At 57.9% G+C, this 18,626-nt stretch carries 17 protein-coding genes; 6 read left to right on the top strand and 11 right to left on the bottom strand.

What is annotated here, in order from left to right; all coding sequences use genetic code 11:
• Positions 1-22 precede the first annotated feature (22 nt).
• The 3 genes from JYB85_RS18320 to JYB85_RS18310 all read right to left on the bottom strand — a co-directional run bounded on the left by JYB85_RS18320 (position 23) and on the right by JYB85_RS18310 (position 3,191).
• Positions 23-625: a GNAT family N-acetyltransferase gene (locus tag JYB85_RS18320; RefSeq protein WP_207380435.1), complete on the bottom strand. Its 603-nt coding sequence runs from the start codon at positions 623-625 to the stop codon at positions 23-25.
• Positions 626-636: 11 nt separating this feature from the next.
• Entirely contained in the window at positions 637-2,094 is a 1,458-nt protein-coding gene (locus tag JYB85_RS18315; protein ID WP_207380434.1) for a sensor domain-containing diguanylate cyclase, read from the bottom strand.
• A gap of 236 nt (positions 2,095-2,330) precedes the next feature.
• Positions 2,331-3,191, bottom strand: a complete 861-nt coding sequence (locus tag JYB85_RS18310; protein WP_207380433.1) for a PfkB family carbohydrate kinase — start codon at positions 3,189-3,191, stop codon at positions 2,331-2,333.
• 295 nt (positions 3,192-3,486) lie between these two features.
• Between JYB85_RS18310 and JYB85_RS18305 the strand changes: the two genes are divergently transcribed.
• Positions 3,487-4,218 (top strand): DNA/RNA non-specific endonuclease, encoded by a 732-nt coding sequence (locus tag JYB85_RS18305; RefSeq protein ID WP_207380432.1) that lies wholly within the window; start codon positions 3,487-3,489, stop codon positions 4,216-4,218.
• Between the two features lie 162 nt (positions 4,219-4,380).
• Here the strand turns inward: JYB85_RS18305 and JYB85_RS18300 are convergent, their stop codons facing one another.
• On the bottom strand, positions 4,381-4,920 hold the full coding sequence (locus tag JYB85_RS18300) for a GNAT family N-acetyltransferase (protein WP_207380431.1): 540 nt from the start codon (positions 4,918-4,920) through the stop codon (positions 4,381-4,383).
• Positions 4,921-4,955: 35 nt separating this feature from the next.
• Entirely contained in the window at positions 4,956-5,315 is a 360-nt protein-coding gene (locus JYB85_RS18295; RefSeq protein WP_207380430.1) for a nuclear transport factor 2 family protein, read from the bottom strand.
• 332 nt (positions 5,316-5,647) lie between these two features.
• Here JYB85_RS18295 and JYB85_RS18290 point away from each other — a divergent pair, with 332 nt between their 5' ends.
• Positions 5,648-5,881, top strand: coding sequence for a hypothetical protein (locus JYB85_RS18290; protein WP_207380429.1), 234 nt, complete (start codon positions 5,648-5,650; stop codon positions 5,879-5,881).
• A gap of 165 nt (positions 5,882-6,046) precedes the next feature.
• Positions 6,047-6,520 carry a peroxiredoxin gene (locus tag JYB85_RS18285; RefSeq protein ID WP_207321335.1) on the top strand — a complete coding sequence of 158 codons (474 nt, stop codon included), beginning with the start codon at positions 6,047-6,049 and terminating at the stop codon, positions 6,518-6,520.
• A 4-nt stretch (positions 6,521-6,524) separates the two neighbouring features.
• Here the strand turns inward: JYB85_RS18285 and JYB85_RS18280 are convergent, their stop codons facing one another.
• The 3 genes from JYB85_RS18280 to ompR all read right to left on the bottom strand — a co-directional run bounded on the left by JYB85_RS18280 (position 6,525) and on the right by ompR (position 10,607).
• Positions 6,525-8,471 carry a methyl-accepting chemotaxis protein gene (locus JYB85_RS18280; protein WP_207380428.1) on the bottom strand — a complete coding sequence of 649 codons (1,947 nt, stop codon included), beginning with the start codon at positions 8,469-8,471 and terminating at the stop codon, positions 6,525-6,527.
• A gap of 80 nt (positions 8,472-8,551) precedes the next feature.
• The gene (gene envZ, locus JYB85_RS18275; RefSeq protein WP_207380427.1) at positions 8,552-9,868 is read right to left on the bottom strand and encodes a two-component system sensor histidine kinase EnvZ; all 1,317 of its coding nucleotides are present in this window, start codon (positions 9,866-9,868) and stop codon (positions 8,552-8,554) included.
• Positions 9,869-9,881: 13 nt separating this feature from the next.
• Positions 9,882-10,607, bottom strand: coding sequence for an osmolarity response regulator transcription factor OmpR (ompR, locus tag JYB85_RS18270; protein ID WP_207321332.1), 726 nt, complete (start codon positions 10,605-10,607; stop codon positions 9,882-9,884).
• Positions 10,608-10,915: 308 nt separating this feature from the next.
• Here ompR and greB point away from each other — a divergent pair, with 308 nt between their 5' ends.
• Positions 10,916-11,410, top strand: a complete 495-nt coding sequence (greB, locus tag JYB85_RS18265; protein WP_207380426.1) for a transcription elongation factor GreB — start codon at positions 10,916-10,918, stop codon at positions 11,408-11,410.
• Between the two features lie 117 nt (positions 11,411-11,527).
• A complete protein-coding gene (locus tag JYB85_RS18260; RefSeq protein ID WP_207380425.1) occupies positions 11,528-13,876 on the top strand; it encodes a Tex family protein in 2,349 nt (782 codons plus the stop codon).
• A gap of 56 nt (positions 13,877-13,932) precedes the next feature.
• On the opposite strand, the gene JYB85_RS18255 is transcribed toward JYB85_RS18260, so the two are convergent.
• The gene (locus JYB85_RS18255) at positions 13,933-14,448 is read right to left on the bottom strand and encodes a hypothetical protein (RefSeq protein ID WP_207380424.1); all 516 of its coding nucleotides are present in this window, start codon (positions 14,446-14,448) and stop codon (positions 13,933-13,935) included.
• Positions 14,449-14,482: 34 nt separating this feature from the next.
• Complete coding sequence (gene bioH / locus JYB85_RS18250; RefSeq protein WP_207380423.1) at positions 14,483-15,271, bottom strand: pimeloyl-ACP methyl ester esterase BioH; 789 nt, start codon at positions 15,269-15,271, stop codon at positions 14,483-14,485.
• A 29-nt stretch (positions 15,272-15,300) separates the two neighbouring features.
• On the opposite strand from bioH, the gene JYB85_RS18245 reads away from it, so the two are divergent.
• Entirely contained in the window at positions 15,301-16,047 is a 747-nt protein-coding gene (locus JYB85_RS18245; protein ID WP_228730160.1) for a ComF family protein, read from the top strand.
• Here JYB85_RS18245 and JYB85_RS18240 read toward each other — a convergent pair.
• Complete coding sequence (locus JYB85_RS18240; RefSeq protein WP_207380422.1) at positions 16,044-18,545, bottom strand: M14 family zinc carboxypeptidase; 2,502 nt, start codon at positions 18,543-18,545, stop codon at positions 16,044-16,046. The genes JYB85_RS18245 and JYB85_RS18240 overlap by 4 nt on opposite strands.
• Positions 18,546-18,626 lie beyond the last annotated feature (81 nt).

The following is an 18,626-nucleotide window of genomic DNA, read 5'->3' as shown; positions in this document are numbered from 1 at the left end:
CCGGCAGAGTCCGGGCTGTTTTTTAGCTGTACGGCTTAATCTGCACATCCCGGCGCCATCGCTCCAGCGGTACCTCGCTCAGTGACAGCTCAAAACCCAGCCACTGCCCCTGATCCAACTTGCCGGCGCGGCGGAATCCCAGTTTGTTCAGCAGGTGGATCGAGTCCTGATTGTCAGCCATGGCGCGGGCGATAAGACTGTCCAGCTCAAACCTGTCCTTGGCCAACACCATGGCTGCCCGGGCTGCTTCGCCGGCCAACCCCTTACCCCAATAGGCCCGTGCCAACCGAAAGCCCAGATCTACCTGTCCATCGCCGTGCTGCTTGAGGCCGCAAAAGCCGACAAAGGTGCCATCATGCAGATGCAGGCTCCAGCGGCCAAAGCCGTGGCGCTGGTAATGGTCATAATTGCGGATAAAGGCCAGTGCGGCGGCCGGGTCGGCAAAGGGCAAGTCACCCGTGTATTGCAACACCAGCGGGTCGGCATTGAGGGCAAAAATGTCGGCGGTATCCCCGGGGGCAAAGTGGCTCAGGCTTAGCCTGGGGGTGGTGGCCACCACCACTCTGGCAGCTTGACCCATGGCAGCTTGACCCATGGCTGATTGATTCATGGATGCTTGATTCATGGATGTTTGATTCATGGATGGTTGAGTACCACGCGATCGCGGCCGCTGTCTTTGGCCTGATACAGGGCGATATCGGCGCGCTTGATGAGATTGTCGGCCGACTCCTGGTACTCAAATTGGGCGACGCCGATGCTGACCCGGATGTCGATGTCGTGGCCGTTGACCTTGAGCCGGCGGTTGGCAATGCGCTCACGCAACAACTCGGCCCGCTCACTGGCCTGCACCATGTCCTGATGGGTCAGTAACAGGAATTCCTCTCCGCCCCAGCGACAGAGTATTTCGTCATCCAGCAGTGTGTCCTGGATCAGGCTGGCGACCGTCTTGAGCACCAGATCGCCCATGCTGTGACCGTGGGTATCGTTGATCTGCTTGAAGTGATCTATGTCCAGCAGCAGTATGCTCAGGGCGCTGGAATTGGCCTTGGCCTGCAAGAGCGCCTGATCAAAATATTCCTCAAACACCTGGCGGTTGGCGGTACCGGTCAGCTTGTCGGTAGATGCCATGTGTTCCAGCCGGCGCTGGTAACGACCCAGGGTCATATTGGCGATCAGCAGTATACCCAGAGTAACCACCAGGCTCAGGCCCATATTGCCCCAGAAGGTATTGAGCAGTTCCTGCTCCCCCTGGGACTCTTCCTGTTCCACAATCAGGAACCATTTAAACTCGGGCACCAGGCGACTGTTGAGGTATACCGTTTTGCCTTCGCGTTCGTAACTGAAATTGCCGCTGGGGCTGGTGAGTATGCGGGTGGCCAGTTTATCCAAACCATAGGTGTGTTGCAGGCTTGCCTGACCCCGATAACCCGGGCCAGACAGGGTAATGTCCCCCTCGCGATCGCAGAAGTACACCACCCGGTTGTAGCGTTGCTGGTACAGCTCGATCAGGGCCTTGACCTTCTCCACCGCCAGTCCGACACCGGTGACGCCAATAAAGCGGCCTTCAAAATCAAATACCTTGTAGTTAACGAACACTGTGGTCTTGCTGCGGTCTGCGGTGTCCGCATCTATGTTGATCTCGTAGGGTTCGCTTTCGGGCAGGGAGCGGACCCGGAAATACCAGGCGTCCTGGGGATTGGTGTCCTGGATTTTTTTCAGTATGCCGCTGGAGTGGTAGTAGTTACGGCTGGCTTCGGAGACAAAGAAGCTGGTGACTGTGCCGTAACGCTCCTGGATTTCCTTGAGGTAGCGCACCAGCTTATCCGGATCCTGCTCCCTGGCCAGGGTCCAGTCACGGACAAAGGTGTCCTGGGCCATCAGCGAGGAAATAAAGATAGGCCGCAGCAAATCCTGCTGGATTTCCGAATAGATGTTGTCGCTGGTCAGCGGCAGGGTGTTCTGCTCTACCTGTTGGCTGAGCGAATCGTGGGCAACCTTGTAACTGATGCCGCTGGTGGCCAGAAAGGCGGTGACCAGTAACAAAGTCAGCAGCCAGATGAATCTGCGCTTTTCATTCAAGACCGAGTTCCCCAATTGCGCCTCCGGGGTGTTTATTGCAAACCGGTGATCTCATACTAATGCACAAAGACGCCTTGTGCATGAAATGGCAGGGTTTATAAAAAAAATCCCCGCACAGGGCGGGGTATCAAAACAAGCAAACAACTGACAAATGGGAAGGTTCAGGGAACAGCTAACCTGCGGTTGATGACCCGGAATATTAAGGCGCTGGGATTGCAGGCAGATGACATGCAGATGTCAGCTTTATGACATCACTTGCTTAGCGCGTTTGCTTGCTCGTCGAGATACTGTTGCAGCGCCGTTCCCGGGGTGGAGCTCTCACTTTCGACCGCAAACGCTGCCCAGATGGCCGCTTCGGCCATGGCGTCCACTATGGTCATGTTGCGGCACAGACCATGGATCAAGCCGGCGGCATAGGCATCACCGGCCCCCGTGGTATCCACCACCCTGGCGGGGCGGGCTGGTACCCGCCGACAGCCGTCGCCGCTGTAAACGCATGCCCCCTTGTCACCCTCGGTCACCACCAGGTAGCGCAGGCTGTCGCCGGCAATGGATTGGGCGTATTGCCACAGGGGTAGCTCGGTGCGGCCATTGAGATCCGTGGCCGAGGCCAGCAACAGGTGGCAGGGCCTTTCCCTGTCATCCTTGGCCAATTGCGCCACCACCAGGCAATGGGGCAGGGCTGTCCTGGCCCAGCTGGCGGCCCCTTCGGCGGAGGAGTTGATATAGAGGGCGTCCCAGCGTTGCCAGCGGGGCGGCGCCGGCAGCTCGAAAACCGGCCTTTGGGGGCGGATTATGGTGCGTTCACCGTCCGGCGTCATTACCAGCAGCATCTCGCAGGTATTGCCTGGGCGGCGCTGGATCATATGACAATCTATGCCCTGGGTGCTGGTTTCCGCCAGCAGCCAATCACCTATATCATCACGCCCCACCTGGCTGACCAGAGCGACCCTGTGGCCGGCCCACACCAGACCCAATCCGGTATTGGCGCCGCCACCGCCCAATCTTTGGCCACCATCCCGGTAATGAAAGCGTCCACCCGTGTGCAGCGGTTTGTCGAGCAGCAACAGGCGATCACAGTTGAGGTTGGCGACCAGGATAATGTTGGCCATGGCAAGGCTCCTAAAACAGGGACTTTGGCCATACTACTGTGCCACGGCGCCCAGGCAAGGGCTTTTGCGCCGCTTTTGGCTGCCCGTCACTGCATCCTGTGCGTTAAACCAGTGTTGCAGCTCCCGCTTCGAGGATTTTTCTCGGTCTCTGCTGTTTTTTCAGACATCAGACTTCTAGCTGACACAGTGCTTTGTTAACATCCGCTCCGCAGCTTAACAATGCTGCAACATGCTGTATTGATTCAGTTTTTGGGATTCGGTGCGGTAAACAATAAAATCAAAAGGGGTTAATACCATGAAACACTACTTGATTGGCCTGTTGGGCCTGATGTTATCGGCCCAGGCCGCTGCTGCCTGTCACCAGCACCTTGAAAAAGGCACGCCGGGGCAAAGCGATCAGCAACTGTGCCGTGACGGTTACGCCGTGGGTTACAACTACCAGAACAAGGTTGCCGACTGGGTGGCTTACCATATCACTGCCGCCAGCGTGAATGCCTTTTTCGAGCGTTCCAACAGCTTTACCACCGACAAGGAGTTGCCGGAGGCCTATCGCTCGTTGAGCTCGGACTACAGCAGCACCGGCTATGATCGCGGCCATCTGGCGCCCTCTGGCACCATGGATTTTACCGAGGAGTCCATGAAACAGAGCTTCTTGATGTCCAACATGTCACCACAGCTGCCGGGATTTAACCGCGGTGGTTGGAAGGCGCTGGAGGAAAAGGTGCGTGAATGGGCCAATACCTACGAGGAGCTGTATGTGGTTTCCGGCCCCATCTGGGATGGCAATGAGACCTATGTAGGCAACGGTGTCTATATTCCCAATGCCTTCTATAAGGTGATTTTGGATCCTTACTACAACGATGCCATTGCCTTTATCGTGCCGCACCGCAGCGTGTCTTCCAGCGAACTGCCCCAGTTCATTACCACAGTGGATGAAGTGGAGCGTCTGACCCAGCTGGACTTCTTCAGCCAGTTGCCCGACTCGGTTGAGGAGGCGGCCGAGTCCACCCTGTGGGAAATGTGGTAAGCCTCAGTCATTCCGGTAACAGTCGTCCTTGCCTGGACCTTGAGTAACGGACCCTTCAATATTCGGGAAACAGGCCCAGTGAGAAAGGCTTCTTATCCGGGATGACATCTGCCAAGGCTGAGCGCTGGTTGCGCTCAGCCTTTCTGTGCCGCAGGTCTGTGTTCAGGGCCATTCACTGGCCAGGATGGCGTATTGATACTCACTGCCCCAGGCACCCTTGAAAAACACGTTATCTATCCAGTGTGCTTCGCGACGAAAGCCGCAGCGCTCCAGCAATTGGGCCGCAGCGGCATTATGCGCATCGGTAACTGCGATAACCCTGTGTTTGCCCAGAGTATCGAACAGGTAACTCAGTATGGTGTTGACGGCTTCAGTAGCCAGTCCCTTACCTTGGGCGGCCGCCGACAGGGTAAATCCCAACTCCACCTGGGCTTCATCGATAAAATGCAGCGCCAAATCACCCAGTAATTCATCGGTATCCGGATTGGCCAAGGCTATCTGGTACCAGCACCCCGGTGTCGCAAAGGCCAACCCCTGCATCCCATCATACAGGCGCTCGGCATCGGCCAGACTGTAGCTGGACCAGCTTTGATAGCGGGCGATATCGGGTTCGGCCCGGTAGGCGGTAAAGGCGGTCAAGTCAGAGTGCTGAAAGGCCCGCAGCAGCAATCTTGGACTGCGCAGGCGGGGATAGTCAGTCATTTTCATGTCCTTATTTGAATTTCGTCCAGATGGGATCAACCCTGCTCCTGATCCGCGGCAAAGCTCCACATACTGTGGATCAGACCGGCCTTGATTTCGAACACCACCATGACCTGGCGCGGCTCATCTCCCAAACCGAAAATCAGTTCCTGATCTATGACCTTGTTGCCGGCCACCATGCGCTTGACCACCTCGGCCCTCAGCGTCGGCACATTGAAGCGCTCGCTGGCATAGAAGTGGCCAAATTCGGCTTTGCCCGAGAGTATCGGCGTTGTCGCCGGTGGTCGATACAGGCGCACATCGTCGCTGAAGAAGGTCAGAAAGCCTTCCAAATCATGGGCGTTGTAGGCATCCAGTTGACCCTGTACCAGTTGTTCCGCGCTGAGTTGCGGCATGAAAATAGTCCTTATTGCAGTGTCCTGGCAGTTGATATGGTCGTTGAATTGCCCGGATTGGGCAGTTTATAGCCAGATATAGCAATTTATCTATTGCTTATAGAAAAAAATTCCAAAAAAATATGCGGCGCAAATTTTTGGCCGATTTCGCTAACCCATTGAAATGTAATACAGCCCACTGCAAATGCCGGGCCAATTTAGTCAATCTTTTGACTGGTCAAAAAAACAGCTATTGAAACCATTGATTTTTTAAATAAAGATCAGCCCCAGATCGGCAAAAAGATCGATCGGACCCGAGTAAGAGTAACGCGAGAGTTCAAAGGATTAGTGTCATGAAACGGCAAATTTTCTACGCCATCGTCGCCTACGCGGCCTGGCTTACCTATCAGGATGTCAACGGCATGCTGGATGAGCAGCAAGGTCAGGCTTTCAAGCCGCTGCTTGAGCAGTTGATTGATGAACAAAAGGAAGAAAAGCCTGAACTGACGGCCTACGGCAGGCTCAGCATAGAAAATCAGGAACTGGTGGATGCCGACATGGCCAAACACCGCCGTGCAGCCGAGTAATATCCAGCCCTGAGTAACAATGCCCTGCCAATGCGGGGCATTTTCATTTTATGCCCTTTATCCCGCTGCCGATCCGGTTGGCTATTTCCCTTGTTTTTCTCCGTGTTTGCGCCTTGCCAAAGGGGGTAGCATACTTGAGATCCATTTACCCTAAGGAATTTACCCATGATTCAGCAAGGACATAAACTGCCGGCACTCAGCCTGAGCCAACTGACCGCCGATGGCATGGTTACCCACGATGTTGCCAGCCTGTTTGCCGGCAAGAAAGCGATTCTCTTTGCCGTACCCGGCGCCTTTACCCCCACCTGTTCCGCAGCACACCTGCCCGGTTACGTGGTCTTGGCCGATCAGTTCAAGGCCAAAGGTATTGATTTTATTGCCTGCGTGGCTATCAATGATGCCTTCGTGATGAAGGCCTGGGGAGATGCCCAGAACGCCAGCGAAATCATGATGCTGGCCGATGGTGACGGCAGCTTCACCAAGGCCATGGGGCTGGAAATGGAAACCGGTGCCTTCGGTGGCCTGCGTTCCCAGCGTTATGCCATGCTGGTGGAAGACGGTGTGGTCAAGGTGCTGAACGTGGAAGCACCCAAGGCATTTGAGGTCAGCAAGGCCGAAGTGATGCTTGCTGCCCTCTGATCCCTTATACAGCCTGGGCGCCGCCGCTCAGGCTGTCTTCTATGCGGGCCACGCTGTCGGCCACTTCGCTAGCTATAGTCTGACTCTGCCTTGAGGCCGCCAGTGACTGGGCGCGCAACGCTTCCATGGCCTGCACGAATTCATCCAGATAATTGAGCTGCAAACCGGCATTGCTGACCCCCTGCCCAGCGGTTTGGGCCATGCCGTTGGCCTGTTGCTGTACCGCTTGCGCTAACTGGAGCAATTGACCGGCACGTTGGTGCTGGCTGTCGGTGGTCTGTTCAATGCCCTCAACCGTGTGGGACAGGGCCTCGTTGGCTGTCGTCAGTTGTCCCAGGATGGCGAGGATCTCCTGCAGCGAACTTTGGGTCCGCTGTGACAGGTTACGCACCTCGTCGGCCACCACGGCAAAACCCCGTCCCTGTTCGCCGGCCCGGGCCGCCTCGATGGCGGCGTTAAGGGCCAGCAGGTTGGTCTGTTCGGCAATATTGCCTATGACATCAATGATCTTGGACACATCACTGACTGAGCCGCTCAGGCCCGCCAATGACTCATGGCAGCGCCGGACCGCGTCGTGGGAGTCCTGGGTGGCCGCCAGCACGGCTTCCGCCTGGGCCTGACTTTGGCGCATCTGCTCCATGGTGCCGCTGGCATCTTCGGCAACTTTGTGGGACGTGCTGCTGACCTCCTGGGCCAGTTCGCGCAGGGCGGCGGTGCGACTCAGAGCCTCATTCACTATCTGCTCTGTGGCCTCACTGTTTTTGGCCAGGCCGCCAATCTGGCTCACCAGCTGTCCAAGGGATTGGGAAACGTCGGAAATACGCCCGCGTTGCTGTTCATCCTGCTGTTCAAAATTGTCCAGCAGGCGATTGAAATGCTCGGCTATTTGTCCGGTTTCGCAGCGACTTTGGATCTGCAACCGCTCGCGTTGGTTGCTCTCGGTCAGGCGTCCGAATGCCAGATTGAGTCGCTTCAAGGGTTTCACCACCCGTCGCTGTTGCAACACCAGGTAGACCAGGGCAAACAGCGCCAGCACTGACACTATGGCGTAGAGTATCAGCTGCATTTCCTGTTTCAGCTTGGTGTTGCGTTGCTCCTGGCTTTCGCTCAGGGCCAGCAGCAGGGTCTCGCTGTTGGCAATGGCCTGCATCAGGTCGGCCTGGATCTGCTGGTTATTGGCCAGTAGTTGATGGGTGTTGTCTATCTCGCGTCGGTATCTTTGGCTCAGACTTAGCAGCTCGCTGCGGTACTCGGCCCCTACCTCGGTTTTTTCCGCTTCCTGCTCGCCAAGGGCAAACTCATCCACTTCCTCCACCCGGTAAATGCCGATATCGGCAAGCTGCGACAGGCTTTGGCGCCAGGCGTCCAGTTCATCGAGTTTGGTGGCCAGTATCCCCTGCAGGCGTTGATCTTTGCCAATCAGATAGCCTTCACTCAGTTGAGACAGTTGGTAAACCAGCGGGGGCAGGGTGCTGCTCAGGGCAAGGTATTTCCGGGCCAGGGGCTCGTTGATGGTCAGGCCCTGGGTACCGTAGTCCGCCAGACGACGGTTGAAGTCCAGCAGCTCGGTTTCGGCGTGGGCCAGCAGTTGCCTGGGATTGCCCGACAGCTTGCCGGCGGCGCGGTATTTGGTGTTCAGTTCATCGGCAAAGTGTTTCAGCAATTGGCTGAGCTCTGTGGCTGCCGGATTGTCCACCTCGGCTATGCTGACCTGCATCTGTTGCAGCTGGCTGCGGGCCGACTCCAGTTGGCTGGCATCGCCGCTGTCAAGGTAGTGTTCCAATTCGCGGCGTACTTCCACCAGAAAGCTGCGCTGTATCTGCTCCAGGGTTTGGCCCTGTAATTCCAGTTGCTGGCGCTGCTCACTGCTCCAGAGCACTATGCCGGCCAGGGTGGCCGCCAACACCAGTAAAATGGCGGATGCAGTCAGGGATAGGGTGGAAATCTTCATCTTGATTACGCCGTAGTCAAAGTGCCTGAGTCGGCGCCAGCATATGACGTTAAGATGACAGATTGATGACGACTAGATTGTCATTCCAGTGGCAGCCAAACCTCGGCCCGCAGGCCGCCTTCCGGCCTGTTACTCAGGCTGACCCTGCCCTGGTGCCTGTCCACTATGCGCTTGATGATGGCCAGTCCCAGACCGGAGCCGACGCTGCCACGGGCGCTGTCGCCCTGGGTGAAAGGTTGAAACAACTTGGGGATCTGCTGCTCGGGAATGCCGGGGCCATTATCTTCCACCGCAAAGCCGACCCGGCGACCGTCGAACAGGGAAGAAATCCGCACCCAACCATTGCCGTAGCGAAAGGCGTTTTCCACCAGATTTCCCAAGACCCGTTTGATGGCAATGGCCTGCATGGGGATCTCCGGGCAGTCGGTCAGTGCCAGCTCTATGGTGCCGTCGCGTTTCGACTCGGCCTGGGCCAACTCCTGGATTAAAGGGTTTAGGGGTATAAGCTCCCGCACCGCTTCCTGATCCTGGCGGATATAAGCGATAAATTGGTTGATGATGGCGTCCATGTCCTCAATGTCGGCCACAATGCCGTCCTTCAGGTAGGCGTCTTCATCGACCATCATCTCAGATGCAAGTCGGATCCGGGTCAAAGGGGTGCGCAGGTCGTGGGAAATACCGGCCATCAGCAAGGCCCTGTCCTGCTCCAATTGCTTCATGCTGTGGGACATCTGGTTGAAGGCATTGGTCACTTCAACAATTTCGCTTGAGCCGCGCAGGGCCAGCGGCTCCGGAAAATCCCCCCTCGATACCGCCATGGCGGCCTGTTGCAGGGCCTTCAGGGGTTTGTTTTGCTTGCGGGCAAATAACCAGCCACCGGCCACACTCAGGGCGCCGATCACCATCAGATACAAAGTCAGGGGAGACAGCGCCATCTCGTTGAAGCCGGTCAGTGGTACCCGGATCCACAGGGCGGGGGCCTGGGGCGGCCGGATCCAAATTTGCAGCGTCTCGCCCTGGGTAATGCGCACCTCGGCCTTGCCGCCCAGATAGTCGGACATCTGGTTTGACAGCAGACCATAGTAGGTTGCCTGCTCGACCCCGGCTTCCCGGGCCTGCTTCTGGTTATACACCTTCATGCTGTCGTCTTTGACCTTGGCATTGAGGGCATCGACAACCGTCAGGTGTTCGCGGCCCAACTCTATGCCGTCGGCAAACAGAAAACTGACCTGGCGGGCAATCAGCTGGTTAATTTGCTGATAGCTGGGTTTGATCACGTAGAGGGCGACCGAAACGTAAGACACCAATTGGTTTATCAGCAACAAACAGCCAATCAGCATCACTGTCTGGCTGAAGGCACTGCGGGGCAGCAGGCGCTGCCACCAGGAGTGATTCATCTACTGCTCCGGCTCAGCGCCGCGCCGTGCCATCGGGCACAAACACATAGCCAAGGCCCCAAACGGTCTGGATATAGCGGGGATTGGCAGGATCTTTCTCTATCAGACGTCGCAGGCGTGATACCTGCACATCGATGGAACGCTCCAGCGCCGAGTAATCCCGGCCCCGGGCCAGGTTCATCAGCTTATCCCGTGACAGGGGTTCCCTGGGGTGGGTGACCAGCACCTTGAGTACCGCAAATTCACCGCTGGTGAGGGAAATGGCCTCATCGCCATGGTACATCTCGCGGGTTGCCAGATTGAGCCTGAATTCGCCGAAGGCGATTTCCTCTTCCTGTTGCGCCGGAGCGCCGGGGATTTCCGTGGTTTGACGCCGCATTACGGCCTTGATCCGCGCCAGCAGTTCCCGCGGATTGAAGGGTTTGGGCAGGTAGTCATCGGCACCGAGTTCCAGGCCTATGATCCTGTCCACCTCGTCACCCTTGGCGGTCAGCATGACAATGGGGATGGGATTTTCCTGCTGACGCAGGCGGCGGCAGATGGACAGGCCATCTTCGCCGGGCAACATCAGATCCAGCACCAGCAGATGAAAATTCTCCCTTTCCAACAGACGGTCCATCTGCTCCGCATTGGCGGCGCTGCGCACCTGATAACCTTGCTCGACCAGATAACGCTCCAGCAGGGCCCGCAGGCGCATATCATCATCGACAACGAGAATTTTCGAGGTTTCTTGTCCCATGGCAAATCCTTGTGTCCGGCCGGGGGCCGGTAAAACCTGAACAACTGGCTGATATTGAAAGCGTTACTATAGCCGCAATTATCTGCGCCTGACCAGAGTGGCGCATTTGACGCCTGTTTGCATCCCGGGCTTGCTCCAGCTGAAAGCCGGATACAACACAATGAATTATAGTGAATTTTATTGGAAAGGCAGTGATCCTGACTCTGAAACGGTAAATTGTAACCAAGCATAAGCCGGCGGCTTTGATCCCATCCCCGGCTCTGGTATAACCTCAGGCATTGCGAATCAATTCAGAATTCTGCTGCCCCATGACAAAAAAAGCCCATCTCATTACCCGTAAGGGCTGGGAAACTCTGGACAAAGAGCTCAAGTATCTTTGGAAGGAATACCGCCCCGAGATCACCCTCAAGGTACAGGAAGCAGCCGCCCAGGGCGATCGCTCGGAAAATGCCGACTACACCTATAACAAGCGATTGCTGCGCCAGATAGACAGCCGGGTACGTTACCTGCTCAAACGTCTGGAAGAACTCAAGATAGTGGACTATTCCCCGCAGCAGGAAGGCAAGGTGTTCTTCGGTGCCTGGGTGGAGCTGGAAAACGACGAGGGCACTGTGGTGCGCTATCGTATCGTTGGCAAGGATGAAATCGACACCGAGAAGGGTTACATCACCATAGACTCCCCCATGGCGCGGGCGCTGATAGGCAAGCAGGTGGACGATGAAATCAGCGTCCAGACCCCGTCGGGGCGCAAGGAATGGTTTATTAACTGCATCCGTTACCAAGCCTTCGAACCGGAAGATTGAACCGGCCGGGGGAAGTTTTTCGTCGAAAAGCCCGGTTTTCACCGCCCAGGCATGCCCGGTCTCCCTGGCTGTGGTATCTTTGGGCCAACGCATTTGCAATGGAATTTTTAACTGATTATGTCTGATATAGCGCGGATTATTGCCGACGAACTGAGTGTTCGCGAGCAACAGGTCAATGCCACCATAGCCCTGCTGGATGAAGGCGCCACAGTGCCCTTTATCGCCCGTTACCGTAAAGAAGTGACCGGTGGCCTGGATGACACCCAGTTGCGTAACCTGTTCAGTCGCCTGGGCTATTTGCGTGAGCTGGCCGATCGCCGCCAGGTGATCCTGTCCTCCATTGAGGCCCAGGGCAAGTTGACCCCTGAACTTAAGGCCGCCATCAATGCCGCCGACAACAAGACCCGTCTTGAAGATCTGTATCTGCCCTACAAGCCCAAGCGTCGCACCAAGGGCCAGATTGCCATTGAAGCCGGTCTTGAACCTCTGGCCGATAAACTGCTGGCCGCCCGGGGCGACGTCGCTGTCGATCCCGAAGCCGAAGCCGCCGCCTTTATCCAGGCCGAGGCCGGATTTGCCGATGCCCGCGCCGTGCTTGATGGTGCCCGTTATATCCTGATGGAGCGTTTTGCCGAAGATGCCGAACTGCTGCGCAAGGTGCGTGAGCAGCTGGAACACAGCGCGGTGATCGAGAGCCGGGTGATGACGGGCAAGGAAAAGGAAGGTGCCAAGTTCCGAGATTATTTTGAGCACAGCGAGCCCATGGCCAAGGTACCGTCACACAGGGCGCTGGCCATGCTGCGGGGCCGCAACGAGGGCATACTCAGCCTGTCGATGAATGCCGATCCCGGAGCCGAGCCCGGCAGCGGCAGTTATTGCGAAGTCATTATTGCCGATCATCTTGGGCTTAAACTTGGCAGCTGCGCCGTGGATATGTGGCTCAAGTCTGTGGTGACCGCCACCTGGCGCATCAAGATTTCGCTGCAAATGGAAACCGAATTTGTATCGCGGATGCGCGAAGTGGCTGAGTTGGATGCCATCAAGGTATTCGCCCGCAACCTCGGCGATCTGCTGATGGCGGCGCCTGCAGGTTCCAAGGCCACCCTGGGGCTGGATCCCGGGCTGCGCACCGGGGTTAAGGTGGCCGTGGTCAACGACACAGGCAAACTGGTGGCCCACACCACAGTGTTCCCCCATGAGCCCCAAAACCAGTGGGACAAGTCGCTGCGCACATTGGCGAACCTGGTGACCATGTACAAGGTGGAACTGATTGCCGTGGGTAACGGCACCGCCTCCCGTGAAACCGATAAGCTGGCGGGCGAGCTTATCGCCAGCCTGCGCGACACCCATCCGGGCCTGACCAAGGTCATGGTCAGCGAGGCCGGTGCGTCCGTGTATTCGGCCTCTGAGCTGGCGGCCAATGAATTCCCGGATCTCGACGTGTCCATTCGCGGTGCCGTGTCCATCGCCCGGCGCCTGCAGGATCCTCTGGCCGAGTTGGTGAAGATTGAGCCCAAGTCCATCGGCGTGGGTCAGTATCAGCACGATGTCAGTCAGAGTCTGCTGTCGCACTCCCTGGAAGCGGTGGTGGAAGATTGTGTAAACAGCGTCGGCGTCGATCTCAACATGGCCTCGGTGCCACTGCTCAGTCAGGTGTCCGGTCTCAACAAGACCCTGGCCAAGAATCTGGTGGATTACCGTGATGAGCACGGTCAGTTTAAAAACCGCAAGGAATTGCTCAAGGTGCCGCGCCTTGGCCCCAAGGCCTTTGAACAGGCCGCCGGCTTCCTGCGGATCCGGGATGGGGATAACCCACTCGATGCCTCGGCGGTACACCCCGAGACCTATTCCCTGGTGCAGCGCATTGCCGCCGCCAAGTCCCTGGCCATCGACAGCCTGATAGGTAACACCGAGCTTATCCGTGGCATCAATCCCAAGGATTTTGTTACCGAGGAATTCGGTTTGCCGACCATCACCGACATTTTGCGGGAGTTGGATAAGCCGGGTCGCGATCCCCGGGGTGAGTTCAAGACCGCCCAGTTCAAGGACGGGGTCCATGAAATCCGCGATCTTAAGCCTGAGATGATCCTTGAAGGCGTGGTCACCAATGTCACCAACTTCGGCGCCTTTGTGGACATAGGTGTGCACCAGGATGGTCTGGTGCATATTTCGTCCCTGGCGGACAAGTTTGTCAGCGATCCCCACACAGTGGTCAAGGCCGGTGACGTGGTCAAGGTCAAGGTGATGGAAGTGGATGTGGAGCGCAAGCGTATCGGCCTGACCATGCGCCTCGACGAGAAGCCCGAGGTCAAGAGCGCCAAGCCACAACAGCACAAGGGGGGGCAGCCCAACCCGCGTGGTGGCCAGCCAAAAGGCGGTCAACGCCAGGGCAGCAAGCCGCAACCGGCCAACGCCGCCATGGGCAATGCCTTTGCCGATGCCTTCGCCAAGCTGAAAAAGTCCTGATACCTAAAGGGTATGAAAAAACGCAGCCTCGGCTGCGTTTTTACTTTTATGGCAGTTCAGATCCAGGCCGACAGCGCCGGCTCTTCCTCCGGAGCGGTGCGCCCGGCGTAGAACTCGCTTACATGGGCGGCAATGGCGCGGTAGAACTGCTCCGGCATACCGGCCTGGGGGCTGGTGCCCTGATTGGCCTTGGGCTGGGGGCTGCGGGTTTCGCTGCGCACCTTGATGTCTTTGCGTGACAGGGCCGCATGTTGTTTGGCCGGTATTTTCAGCGACCGTGGTGGCGCCTGGCGGTTTTGCTGCTGTTCACCGGCTTGGCGCTGCTGCTGTTCCTGTTGCGAGCCCTGATGTTGTTGCTGCCTTTCCTCGACCCGCTGCTGCAGCCGTGACTGGATCTGGGGCTCATCTGCGGTGCGCTCATGTTGCGGGTTAAAGGCACGCTCTTCATGGCCCTTGGTGGTTTCGCTTGGGGGGATGATGGGAGGACGCAGCTGACTGTCTACCCGAGCGGCGTCGGTCGCGGCATTGGATGTCGCGAGCGGAACCTGGGGGTAGTGACTGACAAGCAGCATAGGAAGGCGTCCTGCTAAGAATTCTGGTTAAATATTAGCCGCTTTCTTTGCCGGAATAAAGTCTGTCGAGCCAATCGGTTACACAGAGCACAAATTCATCGCCGTGGGAGATAAACGGGGCGTGTGACGCCTTGGCCAGAATCTTGTCTTCGGTGATGGAATTTGAAGGCAGCTGGCCCATCATCCTTCTGGGCACCAGGCCGTCGAGGCGGCCCCAGATCCGCAGCCAGGGCAGGTCCATGGTGGCCAGTCCCGGTCTGAGATCAACCTGCTCCAACATGCTCAGGCCCTGGGCCAACGCCGAAGCCTGGGGTAATGGCCGCGATAATACCAGTTCCTTAATGCGTTTGATGTCTTCCCTGGCGCTGTCGCTGCCCATGGCCTGGATGGCCAGGAACCTTTCAATGGTGCGGGGCAGATCCTGCTGCAATTCCGCTTCAAACTGTGCCAATACCTTGGGCGCTATGCCGGGCCAGGCTTCCTGCTCCCTGGCCATAAAGCAGGGTGAGCTGGCAATGGTGATAAGGCCCGCCAGTCGCTGCGGGTGCCTTTGTGCCGCCCGGGTGGCGACCAGGCCACCCAGAGACCAACCGGCCCACACGGCATCGGCGGGCGCCATGGCCATCAGGGCATCGACCCAGGCATCGAGATCACCTTTTATGGCGGGGCTCAAACCAAAGCCCGGCAGATCGACACAGTGCACCTTATACTTGGACAAGGCCTGTTGCAGGGGCGAAAACACCTTACCGTTCATGCCCCAGCCATGGAGCAATACCAGCGGCGGACCATCGCCAAAAATGTCGCTATGAAGGGAAGCTTGCACTGCGGCCTCTCGGGGTTCAGGGAAGAAACATGAAATTAGATACACTGCGGCGGCTGGGCGCCTGGCTCAGCGCTAGTTTACCCAACCGTTGTCTGCTCTGTCATCTGTCTATCCCGGCCGAACATACCGGGTTGTGCGATACCTGTCTCGCCAGCACCCTCTATCAGGGACCCGTATGCCTGGGTTGCGGTCGTGGTTTGCTGCAGGAATCCGGCTTCTGTGGCAGCTGTCAAAGGCTTGATACCCTGGCCGTGGTGGCACCTGCCAGCTATCACCATGGCCTGGGCAGTGTGATTGCTGCCATCAAGCACAGGCAGCAACTGGCTCCCCTGGCGGTGTTGTGTCAGCTTCTGTGGCAAAGGGCCCACAGATTGAGCCTGCTTGGGCTGATCCAATTGCCCCAGGTGTTGGTGCCCGTGCCCTTGCATCCCAAGCGGCAACGCAGCCGGGGTTTTAACCAAGCCTGGCTGATTGCCGCCGAACTGGCCCGCTACAGTGGCTTGCCCCTGGACGATAGTCTGGTGAGTCGTTGCCTGGATACCCGGCCCCAGGAAGGACTTGATGGCAAGGCCCGCAGGCGCAACCTGGCAAATGCTTTCAGTTTGAACCGGCCTTGCCCCTGGCAGCGCATTGCCCTGGTGGATGATGTGGTGACCACGGGAGCCACGGCGCGGGAAATCGCCGCCTTGTTTCGGGGCTCAGGTGTGGCGGTACAGGTCTGGTGTTTGGCCCGGGCCGAAGCGCCGGGCCTGTTGTCAGAGGTGCTGTCCGATTAATTGCCCAGGGCCACGGGCAGGAAAAACAAGGCATTGGCATAGACACGCTCGGCGCCAAGCCAGACATTGCGGAACATGAGATTATCGGCCAGGGCGACCACGGCACCTTTGCCCCGGGGTTCGGCCACCATGGTCGTGGTGCCGCCAAAGGCGCGGCCATACTCGGGAGCCAGGAAACCGTTGCGCAGCGGCGGATCCCGGTAATGGGCGGCTTCCACAAAGGGATCGCTGCTGTCCGCCAGTCCCAGCACCTGATTTTTCATCACAGGAAGGCTGGCGCTGCCAAGGCCCCAGCTCAAGGGGTGCAGGGGATCGAGTTGCCACTCAAGGATGGCGCCACCAATGGCCTGGCGAGCCTTGAAGCTTTCCCTGTCTTCCCAGCTCAGTTCCGCGGTGCTGAACTGCTGCAGGAAGAAGCGATCCTCCCTGACATCGGTGCGCAGCAGGTTACGTTTCTTAAGCCAGATCAGGGCACCCTTCTGGGCAATGATGACTCCGCCGGCGTTGACAAAGTTGGCCAGTTTGCGGCCAACATCCTCATCCAGATGCATATAGTCACCGTCGGCGAGCAGCAGATGGCTGTAGTTTTCCAGGCTGACCTTCTCCAGACGATCGCTGTCCACCAGGGGCGTGGGGATGCCAATCCGGGTGTCCAGGTATTGCCAGAGTTCGCCCACTTCTGTGGGTTCACTGCCACGGCCACTCACCAGCAGAGGTTTGATGGGGGTGAGCGGATAAAAGTCATCGCTGCCGAGATCGGCGCCGACCATGGCCTGGGCCGAGAGGCTCTGCTCCAGTGGCAGTCCAAATTGGTGCGCCAGTTGCTGCGTCAGGGCCTGTATTTCACCGGCTTCAAATCCCGGTTGTTGCAGCAGTATCAGCAGGGTGCCCGGGCCATATTCCCGGTTGCGACCCGACTGTCTCTGGGTGAAGGGTTTGGAGGCGACTCTCACTCTGACGCCCCTGGCCTGTAATTTTGCCAGCGCCGCTGCGGCGTTGCCCTGACGCCAGTCCAGCAGCAGGGCGACGGCGGCGTCGCTTGGTTCGAACCTGGGGGGCAACAGCGGCAACTCGCTCAGCTGTTCCCACTCGGGACGAAAGTCGTTTTCAACTGCCAGGTTGTAGGCCGAAGCCAGGTCCCAGGCCGACACATCGTAGAAGGTGGCATCGGCAAATTCGGTACGCTGATCGAACAGCGCAGCCAGCAGCGCCGACTGAGGTTGCTCGTCGGGAACAAACAGGCTGTCCATGGCGCGGAAGACCTTTTTGTCTTCCCTGATGTCCTGGCGCAGGTATGAGTATTGCACCTGATGTTGCCTGAGCAGTGTGGCAAGGTCATCCCTGGCGGCGCCGTCACCCCGGGTCGACAGGAGTTTGCCGCTGCGCCCCAGATTGCGTTTGCCGCGGTAGAAGGCGCGTTGGTAATCGAGCAGCTCGGCTTTCAGCGCGAGGGCGCCCTGCAGGCTGGAGACGGAGGTCGTCAGGTGATTGCCAATGGCCTGTTGCAGGCTGACGGGGCCGAAATTTGAATCCTGTATCTGGCCTCGGGCACTGGCCTGTTCAAACAGCATGCCCACGGCGCCGTTGATGTCGGGGTAGGTGGAGCCCTTGCCATAGAAAAAATCATCGAAGGACTGGCGGCTGAAATAAGGCTGTTTACGGCCGTCCAAAGCCCGGCGGTGGAAATTGGCCAGCTTATCGGTCAGTTCCTGATTGCGTTTCGAGGTCAGGGGATGGGTGCGTTCCGGTACCCCGGGTTGGAAGAAATAGCTCTGGTTGTGGCCCATTTCGTGGAAGTCGCACACCAGATGGGGTTGCCACTTGTGGAACAGGGCTATCCGGCCACGGGTTTCGGGTTGGCGCAGGAACAGCCAATCACGGTTAAGATCGGCCAGGAAATGATTGTAACGCCCACCGGGCCAGGCCTGCATATGCTCCCTGTGCTCCTCGTCGCTGACCGGATTGAGTCCGGCATTGCCGTTGGCCCAGGTGGAGAAACGATCGAAGCCATCCGGATTCTGGGTGGGTGTAATCAGCACCACCGCCTGGGTTAGCAGCTCCTGTACCCATTGCTCCCGGCTTTGCGCCAGTTGCTGGGCCAGCGCCAGGGCAGCGTGGGCCCCACTGGCCTCGTCGCCATGGATGGAATAGGCCAACCAGATTATCAACAGATCCTGCTCCGCCGTTCCTTGTTTGACCCGACTGCGATTGGCGAGGATCTGCGCCAACCTGGCCTGGTTGGTGGGTGAGGTGATGACCGCGGTCAGCTGCTCCCTGTGCTCATGGCTGAAGCCGGTGCTTTCCAGTGACACCCTGTCGCTGTTGGCAGCCAACTGCTTGAGGTAGCCGTTAATCTGGTCGTGGCGCAGATGCCAGGAGCCCAGGGGGTAGCCCAAATAGGCTTCCAGGGAGTCAGTTTTGTCCTGAGCCGCTACTAAACCCAAGGGCAGCAACAGACCACAGAGCAGCAGGACGCGACGAAACAGGCTTGAATTCATGGCGAATTTCTATTTTTGTATTTGTAATGGCTTTTAAATTAACAGCTTGGGATGGTGTATGCCAACCGCTATGTCCGGCGC

Source organism: Shewanella sedimentimangrovi (assembly GCF_017354965.1).
Classification (GTDB): Bacteria; Pseudomonadota; Gammaproteobacteria; order Enterobacterales; family Shewanellaceae; genus Shewanella; species Shewanella cyperi.
The sequence above is the reverse complement of the archived record's forward strand: the minus strand, read 5'-3'. Positions and strand labels throughout refer to the sequence as shown.